General features: G+C 66.1%; 20 protein-coding genes. 9 read left to right on the plus strand and 11 right to left on the minus strand.

All coding sequences use genetic code 11. The features are described from left to right. Nucleotides 1-22 precede the first annotated feature (22 nt). Nucleotides 23-2,575, plus strand: a complete 2,553-nt coding sequence (gene treY, locus EV665_RS07885) for a malto-oligosyltrehalose synthase (protein ID WP_162853003.1) — start codon at nucleotides 23-25, stop codon at nucleotides 2,573-2,575. A 43-nt stretch (nucleotides 2,576-2,618) separates the two neighbouring features. Here treY and EV665_RS07890 read toward each other — a convergent pair whose 3' ends face one another. From EV665_RS07890 to EV665_RS07910, 5 genes are all read right to left on the minus strand, one after another. Continuing rightward, nucleotides 2,619-4,250, minus strand: coding sequence for an FGGY-family carbohydrate kinase (locus tag EV665_RS07890; protein ID WP_133033672.1), 1,632 nt, complete (start codon nucleotides 4,248-4,250; stop codon nucleotides 2,619-2,621). Nucleotides 4,251-4,315: 65 nt separating this feature from the next. Continuing rightward, nucleotides 4,316-5,044 carry an SDR family oxidoreductase gene (locus EV665_RS07895; RefSeq protein WP_133033673.1) on the minus strand — a complete coding sequence of 243 codons (729 nt, stop codon included), beginning with the start codon at nucleotides 5,042-5,044 and terminating at the stop codon, nucleotides 4,316-4,318. Between the two features lie 26 nt (nucleotides 5,045-5,070). After that, nucleotides 5,071-6,315 carry a sugar ABC transporter permease gene (locus EV665_RS07900; RefSeq protein WP_064331354.1) on the minus strand — a complete coding sequence of 415 codons (1,245 nt, stop codon included), beginning with the start codon at nucleotides 6,313-6,315 and terminating at the stop codon, nucleotides 5,071-5,073. Continuing rightward, on the minus strand, nucleotides 6,312-7,130 hold the full coding sequence (locus EV665_RS07905; protein WP_064331355.1) for an ATP-binding cassette domain-containing protein: 819 nt from the start codon (nucleotides 7,128-7,130) through the stop codon (nucleotides 6,312-6,314). The genes EV665_RS07900 and EV665_RS07905 overlap by 4 nt, the downstream gene beginning before the upstream one ends. 74 nt (nucleotides 7,131-7,204) lie before the next feature. Continuing rightward, the gene (locus EV665_RS07910; RefSeq protein ID WP_133033674.1) at nucleotides 7,205-8,251 is read right to left on the minus strand and encodes an ABC transporter substrate-binding protein; all 1,047 of its coding nucleotides are present in this window, start codon (nucleotides 8,249-8,251) and stop codon (nucleotides 7,205-7,207) included. 283 nt (nucleotides 8,252-8,534) lie between these two features. On the opposite strand from EV665_RS07910, the gene EV665_RS07915 reads away from it, so the two are divergent. The 4 genes from EV665_RS07915 to EV665_RS07930 all read left to right on the plus strand — a co-directional run bounded on the left by EV665_RS07915 (nucleotide 8,535) and on the right by EV665_RS07930 (nucleotide 11,401). Beyond that, nucleotides 8,535-9,554 carry a LacI family DNA-binding transcriptional regulator gene (locus tag EV665_RS07915; RefSeq protein WP_064331357.1) on the plus strand — a complete coding sequence of 340 codons (1,020 nt, stop codon included), beginning with the start codon at nucleotides 8,535-8,537 and terminating at the stop codon, nucleotides 9,552-9,554. A 146-nt stretch (nucleotides 9,555-9,700) separates the two neighbouring features. Then, nucleotides 9,701-10,075 (plus strand): COG4315 family predicted lipoprotein, encoded by a 375-nt coding sequence (locus EV665_RS07920; RefSeq protein ID WP_133033675.1) that lies wholly within the window; start codon nucleotides 9,701-9,703, stop codon nucleotides 10,073-10,075. Beyond that, nucleotides 10,059-10,625, plus strand: coding sequence for an RNA polymerase sigma factor (locus tag EV665_RS07925; protein ID WP_133033676.1), 567 nt, complete (start codon nucleotides 10,059-10,061; stop codon nucleotides 10,623-10,625). The genes EV665_RS07920 and EV665_RS07925 overlap by 17 nt, the downstream gene beginning before the upstream one ends. Continuing rightward, on the plus strand, nucleotides 10,622-11,401 hold the full coding sequence (locus EV665_RS07930) for an anti-sigma factor family protein (RefSeq protein ID WP_133033677.1): 780 nt from the start codon (nucleotides 10,622-10,624) through the stop codon (nucleotides 11,399-11,401). Before EV665_RS07925 ends, EV665_RS07930 begins: the two co-directional genes overlap by 4 nt. 130 nt (nucleotides 11,402-11,531) lie before the next feature. On the opposite strand, the gene EV665_RS07935 is transcribed toward EV665_RS07930, so the two are convergent. The 6 genes from EV665_RS07935 to EV665_RS07960 form a co-directional block, all read right to left on the minus strand. Next, nucleotides 11,532-13,232, minus strand: coding sequence for a dihydroxyacetone kinase family protein (locus EV665_RS07935; protein ID WP_133033678.1), 1,701 nt, complete (start codon nucleotides 13,230-13,232; stop codon nucleotides 11,532-11,534). A 71-nt stretch (nucleotides 13,233-13,303) separates the two neighbouring features. After that, nucleotides 13,304-14,056 (minus strand): DeoR/GlpR family DNA-binding transcription regulator, encoded by a 753-nt coding sequence (locus tag EV665_RS07940; RefSeq protein ID WP_210234615.1) that lies wholly within the window; start codon nucleotides 14,054-14,056, stop codon nucleotides 13,304-13,306. Between the two features lie 220 nt (nucleotides 14,057-14,276). After that, the gene (locus EV665_RS07945) at nucleotides 14,277-15,224 is read right to left on the minus strand and encodes a D-ribose ABC transporter substrate-binding protein (RefSeq protein ID WP_064331362.1); all 948 of its coding nucleotides are present in this window, start codon (nucleotides 15,222-15,224) and stop codon (nucleotides 14,277-14,279) included. 116 nt (nucleotides 15,225-15,340) lie between these two features. Further along, complete coding sequence (locus EV665_RS07950) at nucleotides 15,341-16,381, minus strand: ABC transporter permease (protein ID WP_064331363.1); 1,041 nt, start codon at nucleotides 16,379-16,381, stop codon at nucleotides 15,341-15,343. A gap of 13 nt (nucleotides 16,382-16,394) precedes the next feature. Next, nucleotides 16,395-17,936: a sugar ABC transporter ATP-binding protein gene (locus EV665_RS07955; protein WP_064331364.1), complete on the minus strand. Its 1,542-nt coding sequence runs from the start codon at nucleotides 17,934-17,936 to the stop codon at nucleotides 16,395-16,397. Then, nucleotides 17,933-18,583 (minus strand): DUF2291 family protein, encoded by a 651-nt coding sequence (locus EV665_RS07960; protein WP_133033680.1) that lies wholly within the window; start codon nucleotides 18,581-18,583, stop codon nucleotides 17,933-17,935. Before EV665_RS07960 ends, EV665_RS07955 begins: the two co-directional genes overlap by 4 nt. Nucleotides 18,584-19,350: 767 nt before the next feature. Here EV665_RS07960 and EV665_RS07965 point away from each other — a divergent pair. The 4 genes from EV665_RS07965 to EV665_RS07980 all read left to right on the plus strand — a co-directional run bounded on the left by EV665_RS07965 (nucleotide 19,351) and on the right by EV665_RS07980 (nucleotide 24,421). Beyond that, on the plus strand, nucleotides 19,351-20,901 hold the full coding sequence (locus EV665_RS07965; protein WP_133033681.1) for an FGGY-family carbohydrate kinase: 1,551 nt from the start codon (nucleotides 19,351-19,353) through the stop codon (nucleotides 20,899-20,901). A 46-nt stretch (nucleotides 20,902-20,947) separates the two neighbouring features. Beyond that, nucleotides 20,948-22,459, plus strand: a complete 1,512-nt coding sequence (locus tag EV665_RS07970) for a glycerol-3-phosphate dehydrogenase (protein WP_133033682.1) — start codon at nucleotides 20,948-20,950, stop codon at nucleotides 22,457-22,459. 8 nt (nucleotides 22,460-22,467) lie between these two features. Next, complete coding sequence (locus EV665_RS07975; protein ID WP_133033683.1) at nucleotides 22,468-23,403, plus strand: sugar phosphate isomerase/epimerase family protein; 936 nt, start codon at nucleotides 22,468-22,470, stop codon at nucleotides 23,401-23,403. A gap of 73 nt (nucleotides 23,404-23,476) precedes the next feature. After that, entirely contained in the window at nucleotides 23,477-24,421 is a 945-nt protein-coding gene (locus tag EV665_RS07980; protein WP_133033684.1) for a sugar-binding transcriptional regulator, read from the plus strand. Nucleotides 24,422-24,454 lie beyond the last annotated feature (33 nt).

Consider the following 24,454-nt stretch of genomic DNA (forward strand, 5'->3'; position numbering starts at 1 on the left):
AAACGCATATGTCCAGGACCCCATGACCCGCCCTTCCTCCACCTATCGCCTCCAGTTCCGCAACGGCATGGACTTCGGGAAGGCGCGCCAACTGGTGTCCTATCTCCAGCATCTCGGCATCAGCCATCTCCACGCCTCGCCGGTGATGGCGGCCGCAAAGGGATCGTCCCATGGCCGCGATGTCATCGATCCCAACGCCGTCGATCCCGCCCTCGGCGGTCTCGACGGCTTGCGCCAGCTTGCCGGCGATCTCAAGGCACGGGGTCTCGGGCTCATCCTCGACATCGCACCGAACCATGTGGCCGCGAGCCTTGACAATCCCTGGTGGCACAGTGTCGTCACCTGGGGCAAGGAAAGCCCGTTTTCCGGGCATTTCGATATCGACTGGTCGGAAAAGCTGACCTTGCCCGTTCTCGACGGGGATTTCGCAACGGAAGCAGCGGACGGCAAGATCCGCCTCGCACTCGATCCGGAACGGGGCGTCCTGGCGCTGTGCTACCGCGGCAACTTCTATCCCCTGCATCCCGAGACCTGCCGGCAGGCCCTCGCGGCGCATGAGGAACTATTGCTGATCGCCGCCCCGACGGCGGCTTTCGAAGGCACGACCACCCGTACCGGCCCGCTCGCCTTTGTCGACGAGCAGGAAGTCGTGGCCCGCATCCTTGCCGAAATCTCGCGCGACCCGAAGCGGGTCGCGGCTATCCACGAGGCGCAGCCGTGGCGGCTGGTGGAACGAAAGACGGCGCGCCGGCAAGCCGGCTATCGGCGCCTGTCCGGGTCCGCCGACCTTGTCGGGCTGCGCCTCGACGACGCCAGGGTCTTCGACGACGCTCACCGGCTGGTCATCGATCTCGTCCGCGAAGGCACGGTGGACGGGCTGGCCATTCTTCACATCGATGGCTTCGCCGATCCGCGCGCCTATCTGGAGCGGCTGCGCGCTGCCGTCGGCCCGGCCTATCTGATCGTCGACAAGCGCCTTGCCGACAGCGAGCGGCTCGCGGCGGAATGGCCGGTCCACGGCACGACGGGCGGGGAAATCATCACCGCCCTTACGGGCATGATGACCGGCCATGCCTGCGGCCCGTCCGATGGCGGCCTGCGGACGGAAACGGCCAGGGAGTCCTGCAAACGGCAGATCCTCATGACGGATTTCGAAAGCGAGGCCGGGCAGCTTACCCTCCTGGCGAAAACCCTCGCCGACCGCACTCATGCCGACCTTTCCCGCAGCTCCCTTGCCGAGGCGATCCGCGCCCTGATCGTCGCCCTGCCCGTCGCACGAACCTATGCGACCGCCACCCATATCAGCGACCGCGACCGCGAGATCATCGCAACGGCCCGGCAGCACGCGCAGGAGGGCAACCGGCCGGAAGTCCGCGAGGCGATCGATTTCGTCTGGGAACTGCTGGCCGACGACAGGGTCCCGGTCACGCTCGCCGGCTGCGGCGAGTTCCGCGCCCGCTTCCAGCAGTTGAGCGGCTGCGTTGCGGCAAGGGTGCCGGACGACGCGCTTCTCTCCCGGGACATGGCGGCCTGCTTGTCTGACACGCCGGCGAACGGTCCCGCGGCATTTCACGCGTCCATGCGGGCGCGCGCCGAAGCCATGCCGCACGGCCTGTCCGCGATCGCGCCGTTTGGCGCGGCCTGTGGCGGAGACACCAGGGCCCGCCTCCACGCCCTCGCCGAGGCGCCGGACATCTGGCACAGCGCAACGGGACGCTGGTCCGCCCTCAGCGCAAGCAGGCTGCACGACCCTGCCGGCCGGATCAACCCGGCGCCCGATACGGAACGGCTGCTCTACAATGCCATCGCCGCCATCTGGCCGATCGCCGGTCTTCAGGATAACGCGGCGATCCGCGCCCTTGCCGCCGATCTGAAAGCCTTCATACGGCGCCAGGGGCGCATCGGCCCGCAAGGCCGCGAACCGGACACCAATCCAGGGCAGGCGCTTGCCGGCGTCGTCGAAGGCCTGTTCGGGAACGACGCGTTCCTCCGCGATCTCGACGCGACCCTGCCGCCCTTCATCGATGCCGGCCTGATGAACGCCCTCGCGCAAACGCTGATCAAGCTGACCATGCCGGGCGTTCCGGATATACGGCAGGGCAGCGAACGCGGCGATTTCTCCCTGCGGCAGGCAGGCCACCGCGTGTTCATGCCGCCCTCCGGCATTCTCTCGGAAAAGCCGCCCGCGACCCGGACCGCTTTCTCCGCCTACAAACAATGGCTGGTCGCGGCCGTTCTCGCCGCGCGGATGAAGGATCCGGAAGGTCCGTTCGCCGGGCCTTACCTTCCGCTCGACCTTTCGGATGGCGGCGCACAGGCCCTCGCCTTCCTGCGCGGCGTACCGCAGGCCTTCGCCATTACCGTCGCCCCGCGCCGCACCTTCGGCAAGACGAACCCCGGCAACCTGCATCTGACGGAAGACGCCACGCGCGGCATTTCCATCACCATCCCCGACCGCTTCCACGGGCGCGCCGTGCGGTCCGTGCTCGATGGCCGTCTATTACGGCTGGACGGCGACATGCCGCTCACCGAGGCTCTTGCGGGCGAGCCTGTCGCCCTCTTCATCAGCGCCTGAAGCCATTCCGGCAAAGCGAAACGCCTTACGGAGAAACAGGCGCCTACCGGATTTCCCGGGCCAATGTCTGCAGCCGCGTGAAGGCATCGTAGCGCTTCGCATGCAGGGCCGCGATATCGCCACCGGCCGGCTGGTATGTACGGTCGGTCGCCGAAAGAGCCGCCATCGCCGCGCGCACGTCCGGAAAGGCGCCGGCGGCGACGCTGCCGAGAATGGCGGCGCCGAGCAGCACCGGCTCTTCCGCCCGTGTCGCGAGCAAGGTCTTGCCGGTCGCATCGGACAGGAGCTGACGGATGAGATCGAGCTGGCCCGCACCGCCGCTGATCACGATCCTGTCGATCGGCGCGCCGGCGGCCGCCTGCGCATCGATGATCTGGCGCAGGCCATAGCCGATGCCGCAGAGACCGGCAACGTAGAGCGAGACGAGATTGGCAAGGTCGCGCTCCATGCCGAGGCCGACGATCGCCGCGCGCGCATGCGGATCGGCGAAGGGAGCGCGGTTGCCGAGGAACTCGGGCACGACATGCAGGCCGTCCGCCAGCCCTGCCACGGCCGAAAGCGTCGGCGCACCTTCCTCGGCGAGCCCCGCCAGGAACACGGGCAGGGAAACACCCCGTGCCTTTGCCAGCGCCGCGGCCTCGCCGGCCGCCGGATGGAAGGAGAGAAGCTGCTCGATGGCCGCGCCGGCCGCCGATTGCCCGCCTTCGTTCAGCCACATGCCCGGCACCATGGCGGAATAATACGGCCCCCAGACGCCCGGCACGAAGACCGGCTCGCGGGTCGAGGTCATGGTGCAGGAAGAGGTGCCGAAGACATAACCGAGATTGCTTTCCGGCGGGCCGCCGACCCCCACCGTGCCGATGCCGCCCGCATGGGCATCGATCATGCCGGCGCCGACCGGCGTGCCAGCGACAAGGCCGAGTTCCGCCGCCGCCCGCGCCGTCAGGCCGCTGCCGAGCGGCGTGCCCGGCTCGACGACACGCTGGCCGATGCGGGCGAAATCCTCATCCGCAAGCGCACCGAGGCCGATACCGCGGAAATAGCCGGGATCCCAGCGCTTCTCATGCGCGAGATAGGTCCATTTGCAGGTGACGGTACAAGTGGAGCGTGCAAGATCGTCCGTCGCACGCCAGGTCAGGAAGTCCGCAAGGTCGAAGAACTGCCAGGCGGCATCGAAGACCTGCGGGCGGTTCTCCTTGAGCCAGAGCAGTTTCGGCGTCTCCATCTCCGGCGAGATGATGCCGCCGACATAGCGCAGCACGTCGTGGCCCAGCGCATTGATGCGCTCGACCTGGTCGACTGCCCGGTGATCCATCCAGACGATGATGTCGCGTTCCGGATCCTCCGAGGGACCGACGGGAAGCGGCTTGCCCCCGTCCCCGAGCACGACCAGAGAGCAGGTCGCGTCGAAGCCGAGGCTCGCGACCTGCTCGGGCGCAATGCCCGCCTTGGCGACGGCCTCGCGCACCGAAGCGCAGACGGCGGCCCAGATCTCCGTGCTCGACTGCTCGACCATCGCGCCCGGCTCGCGGAACAGCGAAATGTCGCGCTTACCCGAGGCCAGCATGCGGCCGGCCATGTCGAAGAGGCCGGCTCGGGCGCTTCCCGTGCCGACATCGACGCCGACAAGGTAGCGTTCGCCGCCCGCGGGGCGTGCGGAGGAAGAAGTGTTCATGGGTCTACCGCCTGCAATCGGGATTTCTTCGGGCAGGCGGCCTCATGCCGCCCGCGGGCTTTGCTTCAGAGATCGACGCTGTTCGGCAGGATCACCAGGTCGCGGATCGTGACATTGCGCGGCCGGGTCAGCATGAAGAGCACGGCGTCGGCTACCTCCTTCGGCTGCATCAGGCTGCCGTTTGCGAGTGCCTCGTCCATCTTCTCCTTCGGCCAGTCGTCGAGCAGCGCCGTGACGACGGGGCCGGGAAGCACCGCGCCGACACGCACGCCATGCTGCGCCACCTGCCGGCGCGTCGAATGCACGAAGGCCTGCACCGCGAATTTCGAGGCCGTGTAGATCGGCTCCCAGACGACGGGCACGACACCGGCGATCGAAGAGGTGAAGAGGATGTCGCCCGTCTTCTTCCCGATCATGTAGGGCAGCACCGCATGGACCGAGCGGAAGGCCGCGTTGATGTTGAGGTTCAGCATGCGGTCCCAGGCATCGGGATCGCCCTCTGCCACCGGACCGCCGATATAGGCGCCGGCGTTGGCATGGAAGACGTCGAGCCCGCCGGCAATATCGAGGATGCGCGGCAGCATGCCGGAGACGTCCTGCGGGTTCAGGAGATCGACGACGAGCGGCAGGGCATTCGGGCCCAGCTCCTTGCAGAGCTGTTCCAGCTTGTCCTGCGCCCGGTCGACGAGCACCACCTTGGCGCCTTCGGCAAGCAGGGTCCTGGCGCATTCGAGGCCGATGCCGGAAGCGGCACCGGTGATGGCGGCGATCTTGCCCTTCATGAGGTCGGCCATGATCTAAAACTCCATTCCAGTATTCGTTAAGCGCGGCCGTGGCTGACGCGCGAGCGTCGGGCGAGCGAGTCGACGATGACGGCGATGGCAAGGACGCCGCCGGTGATCATGTAGCGCAGCGACGACGAGAGGTTGAGCAGCGTCAGGCCGTTCGAGATCGCCTGGATGACGATGATGCCGAGGAGAGCCGAATAGGCGCTGCCGCGTCCGCCGAACAGGCTGGTGCCGCCAATGACCGCCGCGGCGATCGCGTTGAGGTTGACGTCGCCCGTGCCGGCCTGCTGGCTCGACGAGGCGAGACGCGAGGCCGAGAGGATGCCGCCGAGCGCCGCCAGCGTCGAGCAGAGCATGAAGGCGCTCATATAGATACGGCGCACATTGATGCCCGAGCGCCGCGCCGCCTCCTTGTTGCCGCCGACGGCGAACATGGAGCGGCCCCATTTCGTGCGCGTCAGCGCATAGTTGAGGATGACGGCGAGCGCGATGAAGAGCGCGAACATCCACGGAATGCCGCGGCCGAGATTGAGGTAGAAGACGGCGATTTCCAGCGCGGCCGTCAGCACGACGGCCTTCAGGATCAGCGCCCGCATCGGCTGGGCCGAGAGGTTGGCGGCGAGGCGCTGGGTGCGGGTGCGAAGCCCGCGGCCGATCATCACAAGGCCGGGAACAAGCGCCAGCGTATAGGACAGCCAGTCGGGCATGATGAGGATCTGGCCGAAACGCACCAGCGAGGAGGCGTAGGGCAGGTTGATCGAGCCGGTCGGGCCGAGAATGTAGAGCTGCATGCCGAGCAGCGCGAGAAGCCCGGCGAGCGTAGCGACGAAGCTCGGCATGCCCAGGCGATTGTAGAGCGTCGCATAGAGGAGGCCAACGCCCGCACCGACCACGAGGGCGGCAAGGATGGCCCCGACGATCGGCCAGCCCTGGTTCACCCAGAGCACGCCGACCATGGCGGAGGCGAGGCCGCTCATGGAGCCGACCGAGAGGTCGATCTCGCCGAGCACCAGCACGCAGACGATGCCGAGCGAGATGACGCCGACGGTGGCGCAATCGAACAGGAGGTTCACGAGGTTGTTCGGCGCAAGGAAGATCGGGTTCAGCGCCGAGAAGACGACGGAGATGACGACGAGGCCGACGGCGACCGGCAGCATGCCGAGGTCACCGGAGCGCACGCGATCGATGAAGCCGCGCGCCATGGCGGCAAGGCTGTCGTCGTGGCGCACGCGCTCGTCGCTGCGGTCGAGCATCGGCTGGGAAGAGTTCTGGCTCATACGGTGCCCCCCTGATTTTCCTGGACATGGGACTTGCGTTCGGCGCGGCGCGAGACGGAGTTGTCCGTCGCGCCGGTGATGGCGGATACGAGTTCCTGGTTGGACGAATCCGGCGTGAAGATGCCGTTGTTGCGCCCGAGCCGGAGCACGACGATGCGGTCGGCGACGGCCCGCACGTCCTCCATGTTGTGGCTGATGATGATGACGCCGAGGCCGCGGTCGCGCACGCGCTCGATGAGGTTCAGCACCTCCGCCGTCTGCGCGACGCCGAGGGCGGCCGTCGGCTCGTCCAGCATGATGAGCCTCGGATTGAGCAGCAGAGAGCGGGCGATGGCGACCGTCTGCCGCTGGCCGCCGGAGAGCGAGGCGATCGGCTCGCGCACCGAGGGAATGCGCGCGGCAAGCTCGCGCAGCAGCGTCCAGGCCCGCACCTCCATGGCCACTTCGTCCAGCGCCCAGGGCGACATCTCGTGGCCGAGGAAGAGGTTGGCGACGACATCGAGGTTCTCGCAGAGCGCGAGATCCTGGAAAACGGTGGCGATGCCGAGGTCCAGCGCCTTGGCGGGGCTGTCGAGCGTCACCTGCTGGCCGCAGAATTCGATCGTGCCCGAAGAGGGCTGGTGCACGCCGGCGAGCACCTTGACCAGCGTCGACTTGCCGGCCCCGTTGTCGCCGACCAGGGCGACGACCTCGCCGGCCTTCACGTCGAGCTCGATATCCGTCAAGGCGGAGACGGCCCCGAAATTCTTGGATACGCCGCGAAGACGCAGCACCGATTCTCCCTTGGCGGGAGCATTTTGAAGCGTGGCTGTCATGGCCCCAGAACCTTCAGACTTACGACGGATCGGAATGTCCGGCCGCAAAGGCGGCCGGACACGATGGGCGGCTTTTACTGGATGATGCCCAGTTTGCGGCAACCTTCAACATATTCGCCGGTGCAGACGTCTTCCGGCTTGTTGATGCCCTTGTCGAAGATCTCGGCCTTGATGTTCTCCGCCGTCACCACCGCCGGAACGAAGAGCTGCGAGGGCGTTTCGTAGAGCTTGTGGGTGGCTTCCGGCGTTTCGCCCTTCAAGAGCTGGACGGCGACATTCGCCGCCGCGGCGGCCACGATCTCGGACGGCTTGGAGATCGTGTTGTACTGGTCGCCCGAGATGATGAGCTGCAGTGCCGCGATGGTCGCGTCGTTGCCGGTCACCGGCGGCATTTCCTTGACGCCGGCCGCCTTGAGCGCCGCGATCGCGCCGCCGCCCGTGCCGTCGTTCGCCGCGACGATGCCCTTGATCTCGTCGCCGAAGCGGGTGATCTGGCCGGCCGCCCATTCCTGCGCCTTCGGCGGCGCCCAGTCCGGGGTGTCGAATTCGGCGAGCGTCTTGTAGGGCGAGGCGTCGAGCGCGGAATCGATGCCGTCGCGGATCAGGCCTGCGGCCGCGTCGGTCGGCGAGCCGTTGATCTGCAGCACGCCGGCACCGTCCGGAACGCCCTTGGCCTTCAGGTGGTCGACGAGCGACTGCGCGATGGCCTGGCCGATGCCCTGGTTGTCGAAGGAGACGTAGTAGTCGGCCGGCTTGTCCGGGATCGGGCGGTCATAGGCGATGACCTTGACGTCCTGCGACTGGGCGATCTCGACGAGCGCCGCAGCGGCCGCGGAATCGACCGGATCGAGCACGACGACCTTGGCGCCCTGGGCGATCACCGAATTGAACTGCTGCTGCTGGAGCGCGACGTCGGCATTGGCGTTCTGGTAGATCACCGTGCAGCTCGGGCACAGTTTCTCCATCTCGGCCTTGAAGCCGGGATAATCATGCTGCTCGTAACGGGTCGAGGCCTGGTCGGGCATCAGGAAGGCGACGGTCGCCCCTTCCTGGGCAAAGGCGGCGCTGCCGAGCGACAGGACGAGGCCGGTCGAGGCGAGCAGATGGGTAAGCGTCTTCATTGGGTTCCTCCACGGTTGATTTTTCGCCAGTTCCCTCAAGCCTTCCAGGGCAACAGGACCGACGGCCGCCGACTGCCTCCGCGCCCCGAAAGGGCGCAGATCATCGTTCGCCGCGGCCTCGCCGCAACGTCCGGTTTGTCGATGCTCCGTCTGACTCCTCCCTTGGGGTCAGCCTTGCTGTTCAGGCAACTTCATCGATGGAGCATGCTTGCTCAATCGATGAAGCAAGAATTGCCACCAATCGCCATTGGTGTCAAGGTGGCTCGTGAAATGGAGATGACATGTGAACAGGACGACGCAGACGAAAAGGACGACGATCTACGATCTGGCAGAGCTGGCGGGCACCTCGGCCAGCGCCGTCAGCGCTGTTTTGAACGGCAACTGGAAGAAGCGGCGCATCAGCGCGAAGCTTGCCGACAAGATCACCAAGCTCGCCGAGGAACAGGGCTACGCGCTCAACATGCAGGCCAGCGTCCTGCGCCGCGAGCGCTCCAAGATCATCGGCATGATCGTGCCGAAATACGACAACCGCTATTTCGGCTCGATCGTCGAGCAGTTCGAGACGCTGGCGCGCGAACGCGGCCTCTTCCCGATCATCACCTGCACGCGGCGCGACCCGGCGCTGGAGGTGGAGGCGGCCCGCGCCATGCTCTCCTACCAGGTCGATTGCCTGATCGCGACGGGCGCGACCGACCCGGACCGCATCGTCGATCTTTGCGCCGCCGCCGGCGTGCGCACCATCAATCTCGACCTGCCCGGTGCACGCGCGCCCTCGGTCATCTCCGACAACTATGGCGGCGCGCTGGAGCTGACGCGCCGCGTGCTCGCCAACTGCGAGAAGGAATATGGCGAGAAGACGCCGCTGCTCTTCGTCGGCGGCCGCGGCACGGACCACAACACGATGGAGCGCGTGCGGGGCTTTCGCGATGCCCATGCCGAGGCCGGCGTCACGGTCGACGAAACGCTGATGCTGACCTGCGGCTATGCGCCCGAAAAAGCGGAGAGCGCCATGCAGCAGCTTGCCGAGCGGCTCAGCCCGCTGCCGCGCGGCATGTTCGTCAACTCCACCATCTCGCTGGAAGGCGTCATGCGCTGGATCCGCCGCTCCGGCCACTATGCCGACCGGGTGCCGCAGCTCGGCTGCTTCGACTGGGACCCCTTCGTCGCCATGCTGGGCGACCATATCGAGATGGTCCGCCAGGACGTGCCGAAAATGCTGGAGGCCGTGTTCGGCATCATCGATTCCGGCGCGACGGACATCACCGTCGTGCAGGTCCCTCCCATCGTCGAGAAGATCGGCTGACGCGCGCGGAAAACCCAATCGGCCTCGACGACGCGCTGGCCCCGCTTCTTCTCAATTCTTTTTCGAACGGGAGGGAATAATCCGGCCGGCACCGGTGTCTTGGCAGGGGCGGCTCGGGAAAGTCGCCGTAACGATGGGAGACGACCATGAAGTTCCTAGTCCTCGTGCCATTCGCCGTCGCGGCCCTTGCCGGTACGGCCTTTGCCGCCGAACCGTTCACGACCGTCACGACCGACAAGGGCGAGGTGCTTGCCGGCGAGAACGGCATGACCCTCTACACCTTCAAGAACGACGAGCCCGGCACCTCCAACTGCTACGACAAATGCGCGACGAACTGGCCGCCGGCCATCGCCGCTTCCGATGCGGCGGCCGAGGGTGCATATTCCCTCGTCACCCGCAAGGACGGGGCCAAACAATGGGCCAAGGACGGCATGCCGCTCTACTACTGGATCAACGACAAGAAGGAAGGCGATACGACCGGCGACGGCGTGAACGGCGTCTGGGATGTCGCAAAGCCCTGACCCGCACGGCACCGAGGCGGGCAGCGGGCGGGAGGGCGCACCCTCCCCGCCCTTTTCCTTCGATGCCGAGATCCTTGCCCTCCTGCCGCAACTCCGGCGCTATTCCCGCAGCCTGACGCGATCGGATGCGGAAAGCGAGGACCTGTTGCAGGATTGCGTCGAAAAGGCCTTGAGCCACCGGAGGCAATGGCGCGGCGCGAACATTCGCGCCTGGGCCTACCGGATCATGACCAACCTGCACCTCAACGCCCGCCGCGCTGTTGCCCGCCGCCCGTCCGTCGGCATCGAGGAGGCGGAGAACCTTGTCGAAAGCGCCCCGCCTTCCGACCCGCTGGCGAGGAACCAGCTGGTGCAGGCGCTGAACACCCTGCCGAAGGAGGCACGGGCCGTGCTGATGCTGGTTGCCGTCGAAGGCCACACCTATCAGGAAGTCGCCGAAATCCTGGATGTCCCGATCGGCACCGTCATGTCGCGCCTTTCCCGCGCCCGGCAGTTGCTGCGCGAGAAACTGGCAGCGGAGAACGTCATTCACCTGCGGAGCCCCCGATGAGCGAGAGCCGCCCCGTGACCGAAACGGACCTGCACGCCTATGCCGACGGCTTTCTGGACGCTGCCGGGCGCGAGCGCGTGGAAGCCCATCTTGCCCGCCACCCCGACGCCGCCCGCCAGGTCGCCGACTGGCAGGCGCAGAACGACGGCCTGAGGGACGCCTTCGCCCCCTATGCCGCCGCCCGCCCCTCCGATCTCCAGCTCGTCGCGGGCCGCCGGGCCAACGGGAAACCCGCAATGCCGCGCTTCGCCGTGGCGGCCGCGGCAGCGCTCGTCTTCCTGCTCGGTGGCCTTGCCGGCCATTTCGGCCCGATGCTCTTTGAAAAGCCGCCGACGGTAACGGCCATGGACGCCCTGCCGCACGAGGCGCGCAACGCCTATCTCATCTATGCGAGCGAGGTGCGCCATCCCGTCGAGGTCTTTGCCGACCAGGAGGCGCATCTGGCTCGCTGGCTGGGAAAACGCCTTGCCATCGACGACCTGAAGGTCCCGGACCTCACGACGATCGGCTTCAAGCTGGTGGGCGGGCGCCTCCTGCCCGTCACCGACAGGCCCGGCGCCCTGTTCATGTACGAGGACGAGACCGGCCGGCGCGTCACGGTCCTCGTCGCCCGCAACGAGGAGAACCGCACGACGAGCTTCCGCTTCGCCGCCGCCAACGGCGTGGAGACCTTCTACTGGATCGACGGTGACCTCGGCTATGCGGTGACCGGCGATATTTCCCGCGAACGGCTCCAGCAGATCGCGGAGGAATGTTACCGGCAATTCCCGACGTGAGGTGACCGCAGGCTCCCGTCCGCCGGCCGGGAGAGCATCGCTGCCATGTGCAGGCCGGCGCGGATCATCGAAGACAGTCGTCGCCACCGGCCGTCGGAGCGATCGACGCGCCCCTCCGCGCCGCCTCTCGTCACAGCCGGTCCGCGATCGTCCTTGCGATCAGGGCCAGCGAGACAGCGCCGGCATCGGGGTGGCCGATGCTGCGCTCGGCGAGCGGGCGCGCCCGGCCGAGCCGCGGCGAGAGCGGCGCGGTTGCCGCGGCCGCCGCCTCGCAGGTGACGCTGGCCTTCCGCCAGGCCTCCTTCAGGGAAAGGCCATCGGCGCTGGCCGTCTCGAGCGCCGCGACGAAGGGCACGAAGGCATCGACAAGGGTCTTGTCGCCTGGCTTCGCCCCACCGAGGCGCATCACATCGTCCAGCGCCAGGCGGGCGCCACGCACGATATCGGTATCCTGCAAGGCCTCTTCGTCGGAAAAGGCGGAACTCCACGAGCGCAGCAGCAGCCCCCAGATGGCGCCGGAGGTTCCGCCGGCCCGATCCGCCCAGGCATCACCCGCGGCGGCGAGCGCGCTTTTCGCACCCGCCCCGCCCGCCACGGCCTGATGGATGGCATCGCGGGCGGCGGTCGCGCCGCGACGCATGCCCTGGCCATGGTCACCATCGCCGGCAAAGGCGTCGATGCGGCCAAGCTCGGCCTCCGCCTCTCCCAAGACCGACACCATGGCGTCGAGAAGACCGGCAAGACAGCGGGCGCTCTCGTGCGCGGCGCCGGAGGCCGGCCCGAAAGTCGGCACCGCATCCTCGGCGTTTTCCGCAAGAACGGCCGGTTGCGTCTTAAATCCCGCGCCGCGACGGAAAACCGGCGTATCGCAGGGGGCGAGCCAGAACCGCTCCAGCTCCTCGTCGAGCCACATCACCGTCAGCGAGCATCCCTGCATGTCGAGGCTGGTGACATATTCGCCGACCTCCGGCGCGACGAGGTCGATGCCTTCCGCGCGGAGCTTGCTCTCCACCGCGCCCCAGAGCACGAACAGCTCCTCGTATTTGGTCGCGCCGAGACCGTTGAGCAGAACGGCGGCACGGTGCGCGCCGGCCGGGCGCTCGGCGAGCACCGTCTCCACCAAGAGCGTTGCCAGATCGCTCGCCGGCACGATTTTCGTATCGCGAATACCGGGCTCGCCATGAATGCCGAGGCCGAGCGCCATCATGCCCCTGGGCACGGTGAAGAGCGGCTCCGTCGCGCCCGGCAGGGTGCAACCGCCAAAGGCGACGCCGAAGGAGAAGGTGCGGGCGTTGGCGAGCCGCGTCACGCGCTCGACCTCATCGATCGAAAGCCCCGCCTCCGCGGCCGCACCCGCCACCTTGAAGACGACGAAATCGCCGGCGATGCCGCGCCGTTGCAGATGGCGGTCCGCCGGCGCGCTCGCCACATCGTCCGTCACGGTGACGATGCGAACATCGATGCCTTCCGCCCTCAACCGCTCCGCCGCCACGCCGAAATTCAGGACGTCGCCGGCATAGTTGCCGAAGCCGAGGAGAATGCCGCCGCCATGGTTCGCATTGCGGCAGAGGCGGGCGACAGCCGCCGTCGAGGGCGAAGCGAAGATTTCGCCGGCCACCGCCGCATCCGCCATGCCCGGCCCGACATAACCGGCAAAGGCCGGATAATGCCCGGAGCCGCCGCCGACGATGACGGAAACCTTTCCGCGCGGCACCGCCGTGGAGCGAACCACGCCGCCCTTCACCAGCCGGACATATCGTCCATAGACCCTTGAAAAGCCCGCCAGCGCCGCCGAGGCGAAGGTTTCCGGATCATCGACAATCTTCGTCATGCTGGTCCTCCCGGCAGGCAATCACGCCGCAAAGATGCAACATCGGCCAGGGAGAGGAAAGGGCAAAGGCTTCAGGCGGAGCGCTCGGCATCAGCGACGATGACATTGATGCCCGCCGAGCGCATGCGCGACAGATGCGAGATCGGAATGTCCTCATCGACAACAACGGCGTCGAACTCCTGGAGCGTCGCGAAATGATGCAGCGCACGCCGCTCGAACTTGGTGTGGTCGGCGAGGAGCACGCGCTTGGCGGAGCTTTCGAACATCGCCCGCTTGGTCTCCACCGTCTCCGGCGACTGGTGATAGACCGCATCGCCGACGATGGCGGAGAGCGACATGAAGACGGTGTCGGCCCGAAGGCGGCGGATCTCATTGGTGGTGATATGCCCCATGAAGGCGTTGCACCAGTTGTAGAACTGGCCGCCGAGACAGATGAGGTTGACGTCGTTGACGTCCTTCAACTCATTGATCAGCACGAGCGAATTGGTGATGATCGTCAGCGGCACCTTGGCCGGCAGGAAGGCGGTCATTTCGTGCACGGTGGTGGCGTCGTCGAGGAAGATCGCCTGGCCCGGCTCGACGAAGCGCATCGCCGCCTTGGCGATCGCCTTCTTCTCCTTGGCCTGTTTCGTCGCACGGTAGACGTCGGAGGATTCGATGAGGCTGGTGGGCGCGGCGGAGACGATGCCGCGCGTCTTGCGGAAGAGACCGCGGCTGACGAGTTCGTCGACGTCGCGGTGCGCCGTCATCAGGCTGATGCCGAAGCGCTCGGTCAGATCCTCGATGCGGATGGAGCCTTCGGCGATGACCGTCTCGGCGATCATCTGGCGGCGCACGAGCTGGCGCGCATGCCGGCTGTCGCTCGGCAGCTCTTCCGAAAGCAAATCCCTGACGTCGACTTTCTTGTTCACGGGGCGGACCCTGCCATGCTTCGAGGATAGCGTTTGATATCTCGTATCGGGCGGCGAGGGAAATGCCAAGCGGACCCGGGCTTGCCCGGAATGCGAAAGGGAGCGCCCCGAAGGAGGCGCTCCCCCTTCTCGATTATTCGCTCAGAACGAACGGAGCGGTGTACTTGTCGACATTGTCCTTGGTGATCAGCAGGCAATCGAAGAGCTGCTTTTCGGTGTCGACGCCGGTCGAACCGGTCTTGATCACGTTGTCGGCCTGCTTGACGGCGGCTTCCGAGAAGACGGCGACCGGCTGAAGGACGGTGTACTGCAGCTCGCCCGCCTTGATGGCGGCGACGGCATCCGGCGAACCGTCGAAGCCGCCGACCTTGACCTGTTCCAGCTTGCCGGCTTCCTTGAGGGCCGCGATGGCACCGAGCGCCATTTCGTCATTGCCGCTGATCACGCCGGTAATGTCCGGGTTCGCCTGAAGCAGGGACTGCATCTTGGCGTGGCCCTTGGTGCGATCCCAGTCGGCCACTTCACGGCCGACCTTCTCCAGGTCCGGGTACTGGGTCAGCACGGTTTCATAGCCGTTCGAACGCGTCGCGGCGTTGTTGTCCGAGGGAGCGCCGAAGAGCTCGACATATTTGCCCGTGTCGCCGACCGCTTCGACCCACTGCTGCGCGCCGAGAGCTGCGCCCTGGGCGTTGTTCGAAACGAGCTGTGCCTTGGCGAGACCTTCCTGGTTGATCTCGGCATTGACGAGAATGACCGGGATGCCGGCCGCAACGGCCTTCTTGACCGCGCCGACGGAGCCGTCAGCGTTTGCCGGGTCGAGGATGATGGCGACCGACTTGTTGGTGATGGCCGTGTCGATCAGGTTGCTTTCGGTGTTGGTGTCGCCCTTGTGCGCGCCGACATTGGCCGTGTAGCCAAGGCTTTCCGCCGTCTTCTTGGCGACCTCGCCTTCCGTGAACCAGTAGGGGTTCGACGGATCGTTGACGATGACGGTGATCAGGCCTTCGGCCCAGGCCGTGCTGAACAGCAGCGGCAGCGCGGCGGTCGCAGCGAAAAGTACACGCATTCCTTTTTTAAACATGGTCTCACTCCCTTGTTGAGTCCGGTTGCGCCGATTTTCGGCAATACTTTCCACTGCCGGGGCTTCGATGGTCCGCCTCCCCCAGCCGCAGTCAGTTCCTCTCAGTCGCCGCTTGCCTAGCGGCGACCGTATTTGATGCTGTTCAACAGAACGGCGGTGACGATCACGGCGCCGGTGAAAACCGTCTGCCAGTAGGCCGAGACGCCGATGATCACGAGACCGTCGGACAGGAAGCCGATGACGAAAGCGCCGAGCATGGTGCCGATGACCGTGCCGCGCCCACCCGTCAGGGCCGCCCCGCCGATCACGACGGCGGCGATCGCCGTCAGTTCGTAGGTCGTGCCGGCCGTCGGGCCTGCGGAGGTGAGCTGCGAGGAGAGCACCAGGCCGGCGACGGCGGCGCAGATGCCCGACAGCACATAGACGGTGATCTTCACGCGCTTGACCGGCACGCCGGAGAGCTCCGCCGCACGCTCGTTGCCGCCCGAGGAATAGAGCCAGCGGCCGAAGGCCGTGCGGGCCAGCAGGATGTGGCAGGCGACGGCGAAGACGAGAAGGACGAGGACGCCGATCGGCACGCCGGCGAGACGGTTGAAGCCGAGCCAGTCGAAACCGGTATTGCCGAGCTCCGGGCGGCCGCCGAGATTGTTGTAGGTGAGGCCGTTGGTCATCAGAAGCGCGATGCCGCGGGCCACATAGAGCACGCCGAGCGTCGCGACGAAGGCGGGCACGCGCAGATAGGCGATCAGCACACCGTTGACCGCGCCGACGATCCCGCCGAGCAGGCAGGTCAGAACCACCACGACCCAGACCGAAGGATAGAGGATGACGCCGAACTGCGGCAGCGTCACGCCCTGCATGAGAAAGCCCGCCACGACGCCGGCAAGCCCGAGCGTCGAGCCGACCGAGAGGTCGATGCCGCCATTGAGGATGACGAGCAGCATGCCGATGGCGAGCAGGCCGAAGATCGCGACATGCGAGGCCATGATCAGGAAGTTGTTGACCGTGAAATAGTTCGGCGACATCAGGGAGAAGACGACGACGATGGCGATCAGCGCGAAGAAGGCGCGGCCCTCGAACAGGAGCTCGATGAAGCTCTTCTTACGCTTGCTGCCGCTTGCCGCCGCCTTCGTCTGGATTGCAGGTGTGACTGACATTGCTTCAGCGCTCCTAATGGGCATGCACGGCTTCGCCCGAGGCGGCCATGATCTGTTCCTTGGTCGCGTCGGGACCGAATTCCGCGGAGATGCGGCCGCGCCGCATGACGATGATGCGATGGGCGATGCTGAGGCATTCGCCGACTTCCGACGTGGTGTAGATGACGGCGAGGCCCAGCTTCGCGCGCTCGGCGAGCAGCTTGAAGACCTCCGCCTTCGCGCCGATGTCGATGCCGCGGCTCGGTTCGTCGAGCAGGATCACGTCCGGATTGGTCGCCAGCATCTTGCCGATGACGACCTTCTGCTGGTTGCCGCCGGAGAGCGAGCCGATCGCCGCATCGCCCCCATCCGTCTTGATATGCACCTTGCGGATCGCCTCGCCGACGAGGCCTGTCTCGCGCGAAGTCGAGGTGAAGAGGCCGCGCGTGAACGCGCCGAGGCTGGCAAGCGACAGGTTGCGCCCGACCGTCATGGTCTGCACCAGGCCGTCGCGCTGCCGGTCTTCCGGCACGAGCACGAGGCCGTCGCGAATGCAGGCCGCAATAGACTGGCCGGTGACGTCGCGGCCCTTCAGCACGACCTTGCCGGCCGAGGCCGTGAGGCGACCCGCGACCGTTTCAAGCAGCTCCGTGCGCCCCGCCCCCATCAGACCGTAAATGCAGACGATTTCGCCCGCGCGCACCGAAAGCGACATGCCGTCGACGACGGAGTAGCCCGCGCCGCCCGGATCGGGCACCGTCAGCCCCTCGATGGAGAGCGCGACATCGCCCTTGTCGTAGCCGACCGGCGGTGAGCCGAGGTCGAAATTGTCGCCGACCATGTGGCGCACGATCCATTCGAGATCGATGTCCTTGCGCTCGGCGTAAGCCGTCATCGCGCCATCGCGCAGCACCACCGCATGGTTGGTGATCTGCAGGGCCTCTTCGAGATGGTGCGAGATGTAGACGATCGAGACACCGCGGTTCATCAGGTCGCGGATGACCTTGAACAGCACCTCGACTTCGGAGGCGGAAAGCGCCGAGGTCGGCTCGTCCATGATCAGGATGCGCGAATTGACCGAAAGGGCGCGCGCGATCTCGACGATCTGCTGCTGGCCGAGGCGCAGGTCCTCGACCGGGGTGAGAGGATCGATGTCCTCCTCCAGTTCCTCCATCAGGAGCCGCGTCTGGCGCTCTTCCTCCGCGAAGTCGACGCCCGTCGCCGTCATGATCTCGCGGCCCATGAAGATGTTGTCGCGAACGTTCATGTTCGGCGCGAGGCTGAGCTCCTGATGGATGATGGAGATACCGCGGTCACGTGCTTGGGAGGATGACGCGAAAACGATAGGTTCTCCATCGAGAATGATTTCGCCGGATGTAGGCTGCACCACGCCGGAGAGGATTTTCATCAGCGTCGACTTGCCGGCGCCGTTCTCGCCGAACAGCGTCGTCACCTGGCCGCGGTGAATGTCGAAGTTGACGCCCTTGAGCGCGTGCACATTGCCGTAGGATTTCGCCACGTTGCGCGCGGCGAGCACGACTTCCCCCTTGCCGCCGGTTTCCGCAAGCGTGCTCATTGGACGTCGAGCCTCACCGGGGTGACGATCCAGCTCTTCGGGTTGACCAGCTTGATGACGCCGATCACCGAAACAGTCTTGCCGTCGAGCGCTGCCGGATCGATACCGCCGAGCACGACCTTCTTGACCTCGTTGTTGATGGCCGAACCGGCGTCCTGATATTCGATCTGGTTCTTGAACTGGCCGAATTCGATCTGGCCGGTGGCGTCGCGCAGGTCCGTGCCGTTGAGCGCCGGGCCGGTCTGCACGCGCACGGTCAGCTCGGCCGGCAGCCCTTCGACGGCGACGACGTTGTAGTTCGCCTTGCGCTCGCCGACGACGCCCGTGAACTTGACCGGGATCACCGGGCCGGCCGAGGTGGCGATACCGTATTTCTCGCCGGCCGCCTTCTTGTCGGCGGCAATCGCCTGCGACAGCTCGACCGCATCGACGGCGCGCGTCTCGACGCTCTGCTTGATCAGCGGGAACTGCTCCGCGCCATAGGCTTCCGGCGAAAACTTCTGGACCTGGACGTCGGCCTCAGAGCCGATGCGCACGATCGTCGTGTCGAAGACCATGGCGCCGACGAGCACGACGGCGGCAGCGATGCCGATCCAGCGGTAGTTTTTCGCAGACTGGGGCGATTTTGCGAGCGTGGCGTCAGTCATGTCTGTTGGCCTTGCGGTTGAACGGGGGAAGCTTCGAGCGGACACGCCAATGCAGCGCCGACACCGGGGGCAAGCCCTGAGCATTGCGGCCGCGCGTCGATCTCTTTCGAACAGAACATGTCACGATGTCCTCCCCATGAACGGCGCCGGCCCGGTCTCCTCACCTGCCTTGCGCTGCAGCGCACACATTTTCGCACTTGCGATATGTGCGTGTTATATGTCGCAATATATATGTTAAATTAACATGGGCTGTCAATCGGCCTTTTTTAACAAGATCGTGTATGCCGACGATACTGATCAACAAATCGGCAAGCAGAGAGAGGGCATCGACATCCTCCATTCGCTCAAGCCATCATAGATCATCGACACCGCCCCCATCAGCCAAGATCCAGGTCAAAATACTGATATAATTTAAAAAATCAGCAAATTCACACATCAACCGGAGACTGCGGCGGCCGCTTCCGGACAACAGGGGCACATAGAAACACCCTGCCACCCCATGAAAGGCGACCTCCTCCCGGCTTCAGCATTGCCATCCATCATAGCTGAAAAAAAATTCGTCGTGCGAAAAATTTTACGAGACACATGATAACTTTGTGTTATATTCCTGTGTGAAGTCGGGAGGTTCGTGGTAGGTTCTGAGGCAGGTCGAAAAATCGATCCGAGAATCCACGCACATTTCCAGGGAGACCGTCGGGAGGATCGAATGCTCTGTATCGGGTCGGGCGAAACGGTGCTGGCTGCCGCAGACGCTATGGGCGCTCATCATGGCTGAGACAGCGGATCTGATCATCGGCGTCGACGCCGGCACATCCGTCATGAAGGCCGTCGCCTTCACGCTTTCCGGCCGCCAGATCGCCAGCGCTTCCGTGCGCAACACCTACACGACCGCCGACGACGGCGCCGTCACCCAGTCGCTCGACCAGACCTGGCGCGACTGCACCCGCGCGCTGCGCGACCTCGCCGGGAAGGTCGAAAACCTCGCCGATCGCACCGCCGCCATCGCCGTCACAGGCCAGGGCGACGGCACCTGGCTCGTCGGCGCGGGCAACCGTCCTACCGGCGACGCCTGGCTGTGGCTCGACGCCCGCGCCGCGCCGACCGTCGAGCGCCTCGCCGCCTCCGACGCCGACCGGGCGCGTTTCGCAGCCACGGGCACCGGTCTCAACACCTGCCAGCAGGGCGCGCAGCTCGCCCATATGGACCGCTATTTCCCGGACCTGCTCGCGAACGCCGAGACGGCGATGCACTGCAAGGACTGGCTCTACCTGAACCTGACGGGCGTGCGCGCCACCGACCCGTCGGAAGTGAGCTTCACCTTCGGCAATTTCCGCACGCGCGCCTATGACGGCGACGTGCTCGCCGCCCTCGGCCTCACCCATCGCCGCAATCTGCTGCCCGAGGTGATCGAGGGCACGGAGACCATTCACCCGCTGACGGCGGACGCCGCTGCCGCATCCGGCTTGAAACCCGGCACGCCGGTCTGCCTCGGCTATGTCGACATGTGCATGACGGCGCTCGGCGCGGGCGTGCGCAGCGAAGGGCGCAACGCCGCCTGCTCGGCCATCGGCTCCACCGGCGTGCACCTTCTCGCGAAATCCGTTTCCGACGTCGTGCTCAACGCCGAGCGCACCGGCTATGTCATCGCCCTGCCGATCCCCGGCGTCGTGACGCAAGTGCAGACCAACATGGGCGCGACGATCAACCTCGACTGGCTGCTTCAGCTCGGCGCGGATCTCCTCGGCGAATTCGGTATCACCGTCGGCCTCAACGACATGATCGGCCGCGTCGACCAATGGTTCGCGGCGAGCAGGCCCGGCAACATCCTCTATCATCCCTACATTTCCGAGGCCGGCGAGCGCGGCCCCTTCGTCAACGCCCGCGCCCGCGCCAATTTCACCGGCCTTTCGAGCCGCCACCGCTATCCGGACCTCGTGCGCGCCGTCGTCGAGGGGCTCGGCATGGCGACGCGCGATTGTTACGCCGCCATGGGCGCCCTCCCCTCGGAGCTGCGCGTCAGCGGCGGCGCGGCCCGCTCAGCCTCGCTGCGCGGCACGCTCGGCGCGGCGCTCGGCGTGCCGGTGCGGGTCTCGACGCGCGAGGAAGCGGGCGCCGCCGGCGCCTCCATGATGGCTGCCGTCGCGATCGGTGCCTACCGCACGATGGACGATTGCATCGCCGACTGGGTGACGCCGGAGCTTGGCGCGGCCGAGCCGCCGAAGCCGGAGGAAACCGAACGCATGACGCGCCTCTTCACCGCCTATTCGGACGTGCGCCGGGGCATCGCGCCCGCCTGGGACATCCTGGCCGCGCGCTGAGGGAAACGATTGCGCCGCCTCACGGCTGGCGTCGAAGGAGATTGAGATGAACGAGCCCGAACCCATTGACCTCTTCGTGATCGGCGGCGGCATCAACGGCGCGGGCATCGCGCGCGATGCGGCGGGCCGCGGGCTGAAGGTCGTGCTCTGCGAAAAGGACGACCTCGCCGAAGGCACCTCCTCGCGCTCGGGCAAGCTGGTGCACGGCGGTCTGCGCTATCTCGAATATTACGAATTCCGCCTGGTGCGCGAGGCGCTGATCGAGCGTGAGGTACTGCTCAACGCCGCCCCGCACATCATCTGGCCGATGCGCTTCGTGTTGCCGCACAGCCCGGAGGATCGCCCCGCCTGGCTCGTGCGACTCGGCCTCTTCCTCTACGATCATCTCGGCGGTCGCAAGAAACTGCCCGGCACGCGCACGCTGGACCTGAAACGCGATCCCGAGGGCACGCCGATCCTCGACCAGTACACCCGCGGCTTCGAATATTCCGACTGCTGGGTGGACGACGCCCGCCTCGTGACGCTCAACGCGATCGGCGCTGCGGAAAAGGGCGCGCTGGTGCTGACCCGCTCGCCGGCCGTCTCCGCCCGCCGCGAAAACGGCGCGTGGACCGTGACGACAAGGAGCAACGTGACCGGCGAAAGCCGCACCTTCCGCGCCAAATGCCTCGTCAACTGCGCCGGTCCCTGGGTCTCCGACGTCATCAACCGCGTCGCCGGCTCCAACTCGACGCGCAATGTGCGCCTCGTCAAGGGCAGCCATATCATCGTGCCGAAATTCTGGGCGGGTTCGAACGCCTATCTCGTGCAGAACCACGACAAGCGCGTCATCTTCATCAACCCCTATGAGGGCGACAAGGCCCTGATCGGCACCACCGACATCGCCTATGACGGCCGCGCCGAAGACGTTTCCGCCGACGAGGGCGAGATCGACTACCTGCTGACCGCCGTGAACCGCTATTTCAAGGAAAAGCTGCGCCGGCAGGATGTGCTGCACTCCTTCTCCGGCGTGCGCCCGCTCTTCGACGACGGCAAGGGCAACCCCTCCGCCGTCACGCGCGATTATGTCTTCGATCTCGACGAGACCGGCGGCACGCCGCTGCTCAATGTCTTCGGCGGCAAGATCACCACCTTCCGCGAACTCGCCGAACGCGGCATGCAGCGCCTCAAGCACATCTTCCCGAACATGGGCGGCGACTGGACGGAAAAGGCACCGCTGCCCGGCGGCGACATGCCGAATGCCGACTACGAAACCTTCGCAAACAGCCTGCGCGACGCCTATCCGTGGATGCCGCGCAAGCTGGTGCATCACTATGGCCGCCTCTACGGTACGCGCACGAAAAATGTCGTCGCGGGCGCGAGCAACCTGGAAAGCCTCGGACGGCATTTCGGCGGGCAGTTCTATGAGGCGGAGGCCCGCTATCTCGTCGCCAGCGAATGGGCCGAGACGCCGGAAGACATCCTCTATCGCCGCACCAAACACTACCTGCACCTGACCGAGGCCGAGCGCGCGGCCTTCGCCGACTGGTTCCATTCCGCGCGCCTCGCCGCCGCCTGAGGATACCCATGCCGCTGACGCTGTCGCTCAACACCAATCCGCTGGTCAACCGCTTTGCCGATCCCGACGACCTGATCGAGACCGTCGCGCGCGACCTTCGTCTGCGTGACCTCCAGCTTACGCACGAATTCATCAATCCGAGCTGGGGCGCCGCGACGATCCGCCGGCTGACGCGGCAGATGGACAGGGCGCTCCAGCGCACCGGCGTGCGCGTGACTTCGGGCATGACCGGTCCCTATGGCCGCCTCAATCATTTCGGCCATCCGGATGCGGATGTGCGCCGCTACTATGTCGAATGGTTCAAGACCTTCGCCGACATCATCGGCGATCTCGGCGGCACCTCCGTCGGCACCCAGTTCGCCATCTTCACCTACAAGGATTATGACGATCCCGCCCGCCGCGAAGAGCTGATCCGGATCGCCATCGACTGTTGGGCCGAGGTCGCCGCGCACGCCCGGGATGCGGGCCTTTCCTATGTCTTCTGGGAGCCGATGAGCATCGGCCGCGAATTCGGCGAGACGATCGAGGCATGCCTGTCGCTGCAGGACCGGCTCACCGCGGCAAACATGGCCGTCCCCATGTGGATGATGGCCGATATCGACCACGGCGATGTGACCTCCGAAAACCCCGACGATTTCGACCCCTACGCCTGGGCGCGTGCCGTGCCGAAGGTCTCGCCGATCATCCACATCAAGCAGAGCCTGATGGACAAGGGTGGCCACCGTCCCTTCACCGCCGCGTTCAACGCAAAGGGACGTATTCAGCCGGAGCCGCTGCTGAAAGCCTTCGCCGAGGGTGGCGCTGCCGACAACGAGATCTGCCTCGAACTCTCCTTCAAGGAGCGCGAGCCGAACGACCGCGAGGTCATTCCGCAGATCGCCGAAAGCATCGCCTTCTGGGCGCCGTTCATAGACACCGGCGCGTCGGACCTGAAGCTGGGCTGACCGTCGCATTGCCGCTTGCTAAGATTGGGGCTGAAGACCGCTTCCGGTTGCAAGGCAGGACAGGACATCGCTGATGACCGACAATGAAGACTCCCTCGCCGTCCGCGCCGCCTGGCTGCATTATGTCGGCGGGTTCACCCAGTCCGCCGTGGCGAAGCGGCTCGGCGTTCCCTCGGTAAAGGCACACCGGCTGATCGCACGCGCGGTCGCCGAGGGCGTGGTGAAGGTCAGCATCGACGGCGAGATCGCCGAATGCGTGCAGCTCGAGGTCGACCTTTCCACCCGCTACGGGCTCGACTATTGCGAGGTCGCGCCCGATGTCGACGACGATCCGCTGGCGCTGACGACGCTCGGCCATATCGGCGCGGATTTCCTTCGGCGCGAAATCGAACGCGGCGAAGCCGCGGTCATCGGCTTCGGTCATGGCCGCACGCTTTCCGCGGCCGTCCATCATCTGCCGCGCATCAGCGCCAGCGGCACGCGCTTCGTCTCCCTGCTCGGCGGCCTCACCCGCAACTACGCGGCCAACCCCTACGATGTCATGCATCGCCTGGCGGCCAAGACCGGCACGCAGGCCTATGTGATGCCCGTGCCCTTCTTCGCCAACACCGAAGAGGACCGCGAGGTGCTGCTCTCGCAGCGCGGCGTCAGCGAGGTGTTCAATCTCGCCCGCAGCGCCGACCTCAAGATCGTCGGCATCGGCACTGTCGACAACCAGGCCCACCTCGTCACCTCGGGCATGTTGCAGCCCGACGAACTGGAGGAGATCGCGACACTCGGCGGCGTCGGCGAGCTGCTGGGTCATTTCTTCGACAGCAAGGGCCGCATTCTCGAGACGTCGGTGACAGCGCGCACCCTCGCCGCCTCGTTTTCGGAGGATGGTGGAGACCGCATCGTCGCCATCGCCGGCGGCCCGGCGAAAACCGAGGCGATCCGTGCCGTGCTGCACAGCCACAAGCTCCATGGCCTGATCACGGATGAAAGGACCGCGCGAGGGCTTCTGCGGAACTCAACATGATGAAGTCTCAAAATCACAGTTTTTATGTTACTA

This window comes from Shinella granuli (assembly GCF_004341885.1).
In the GTDB taxonomy this organism is placed as follows: domain Bacteria; phylum Pseudomonadota; class Alphaproteobacteria; order Rhizobiales; family Rhizobiaceae; genus Shinella; species Shinella granuli.

Coding starts and splice junctions, on each gene's coding strand:
- treY (WP_162853003.1), top strand. CDS start 23: ATGACCCGCCCTTCCTCCACCTATCGCCTCCAGTTCCGCAACGGCATG.
- EV665_RS07890 (WP_133033672.1), bottom strand. CDS start 4,250: ATGAACACTTCTTCCTCCGCACGCCCCGCGGGCGGCGAACGCTACCTT.
- EV665_RS07895 (WP_133033673.1), bottom strand. CDS start 5,044: ATGGCCGACCTCATGAAGGGCAAGATCGCCGCCATCACCGGTGCCGCT.
- EV665_RS07900 (WP_064331354.1), bottom strand. CDS start 6,315: ATGAGCCAGAACTCTTCCCAGCCGATGCTCGACCGCAGCGACGAGCGC.
- EV665_RS07905 (WP_064331355.1), bottom strand. CDS start 7,130: ATGACAGCCACGCTTCAAAATGCTCCCGCCAAGGGAGAATCGGTGCTG.
- EV665_RS07910 (WP_133033674.1), bottom strand. CDS start 8,251: ATGAAGACGCTTACCCATCTGCTCGCCTCGACCGGCCTCGTCCTGTCG.
- EV665_RS07920 (WP_133033675.1), top strand. CDS start 9,701: ATGAAGTTCCTAGTCCTCGTGCCATTCGCCGTCGCGGCCCTTGCCGGT.
- EV665_RS07925 (WP_133033676.1), top strand. CDS start 10,059: ATGTCGCAAAGCCCTGACCCGCACGGCACCGAGGCGGGCAGCGGGCGG.
- EV665_RS07930 (WP_133033677.1), top strand. CDS start 10,622: ATGAGCGAGAGCCGCCCCGTGACCGAAACGGACCTGCACGCCTATGCC.
- EV665_RS07935 (WP_133033678.1), bottom strand. CDS start 13,232: ATGACGAAGATTGTCGATGATCCGGAAACCTTCGCCTCGGCGGCGCTG.
- EV665_RS07940 (WP_210234615.1), bottom strand. CDS start 14,056: ATGATCGCCGAGACGGTCATCGCCGAAGGCTCCATCCGCATCGAGGAT.
- EV665_RS07945 (WP_064331362.1), bottom strand. CDS start 15,224: ATGTTTAAAAAAGGAATGCGTGTACTTTTCGCTGCGACCGCCGCGCTG.
- EV665_RS07950 (WP_064331363.1), bottom strand. CDS start 16,381: ATGTCAGTCACACCTGCAATCCAGACGAAGGCGGCGGCAAGCGGCAGC.
- EV665_RS07955 (WP_064331364.1), bottom strand. CDS start 17,936: ATGAGCACGCTTGCGGAAACCGGCGGCAAGGGGGAAGTCGTGCTCGCC.
- EV665_RS07960 (WP_133033680.1), bottom strand. CDS start 18,583: ATGACTGACGCCACGCTCGCAAAATCGCCCCAGTCTGCGAAAAACTAC.
- EV665_RS07965 (WP_133033681.1), top strand. CDS start 19,351: ATGGCTGAGACAGCGGATCTGATCATCGGCGTCGACGCCGGCACATCC.
- EV665_RS07970 (WP_133033682.1), top strand. CDS start 20,948: ATGAACGAGCCCGAACCCATTGACCTCTTCGTGATCGGCGGCGGCATC.
- EV665_RS07975 (WP_133033683.1), top strand. CDS start 22,468: ATGCCGCTGACGCTGTCGCTCAACACCAATCCGCTGGTCAACCGCTTT.
- EV665_RS07980 (WP_133033684.1), top strand. CDS start 23,477: ATGACCGACAATGAAGACTCCCTCGCCGTCCGCGCCGCCTGGCTGCAT.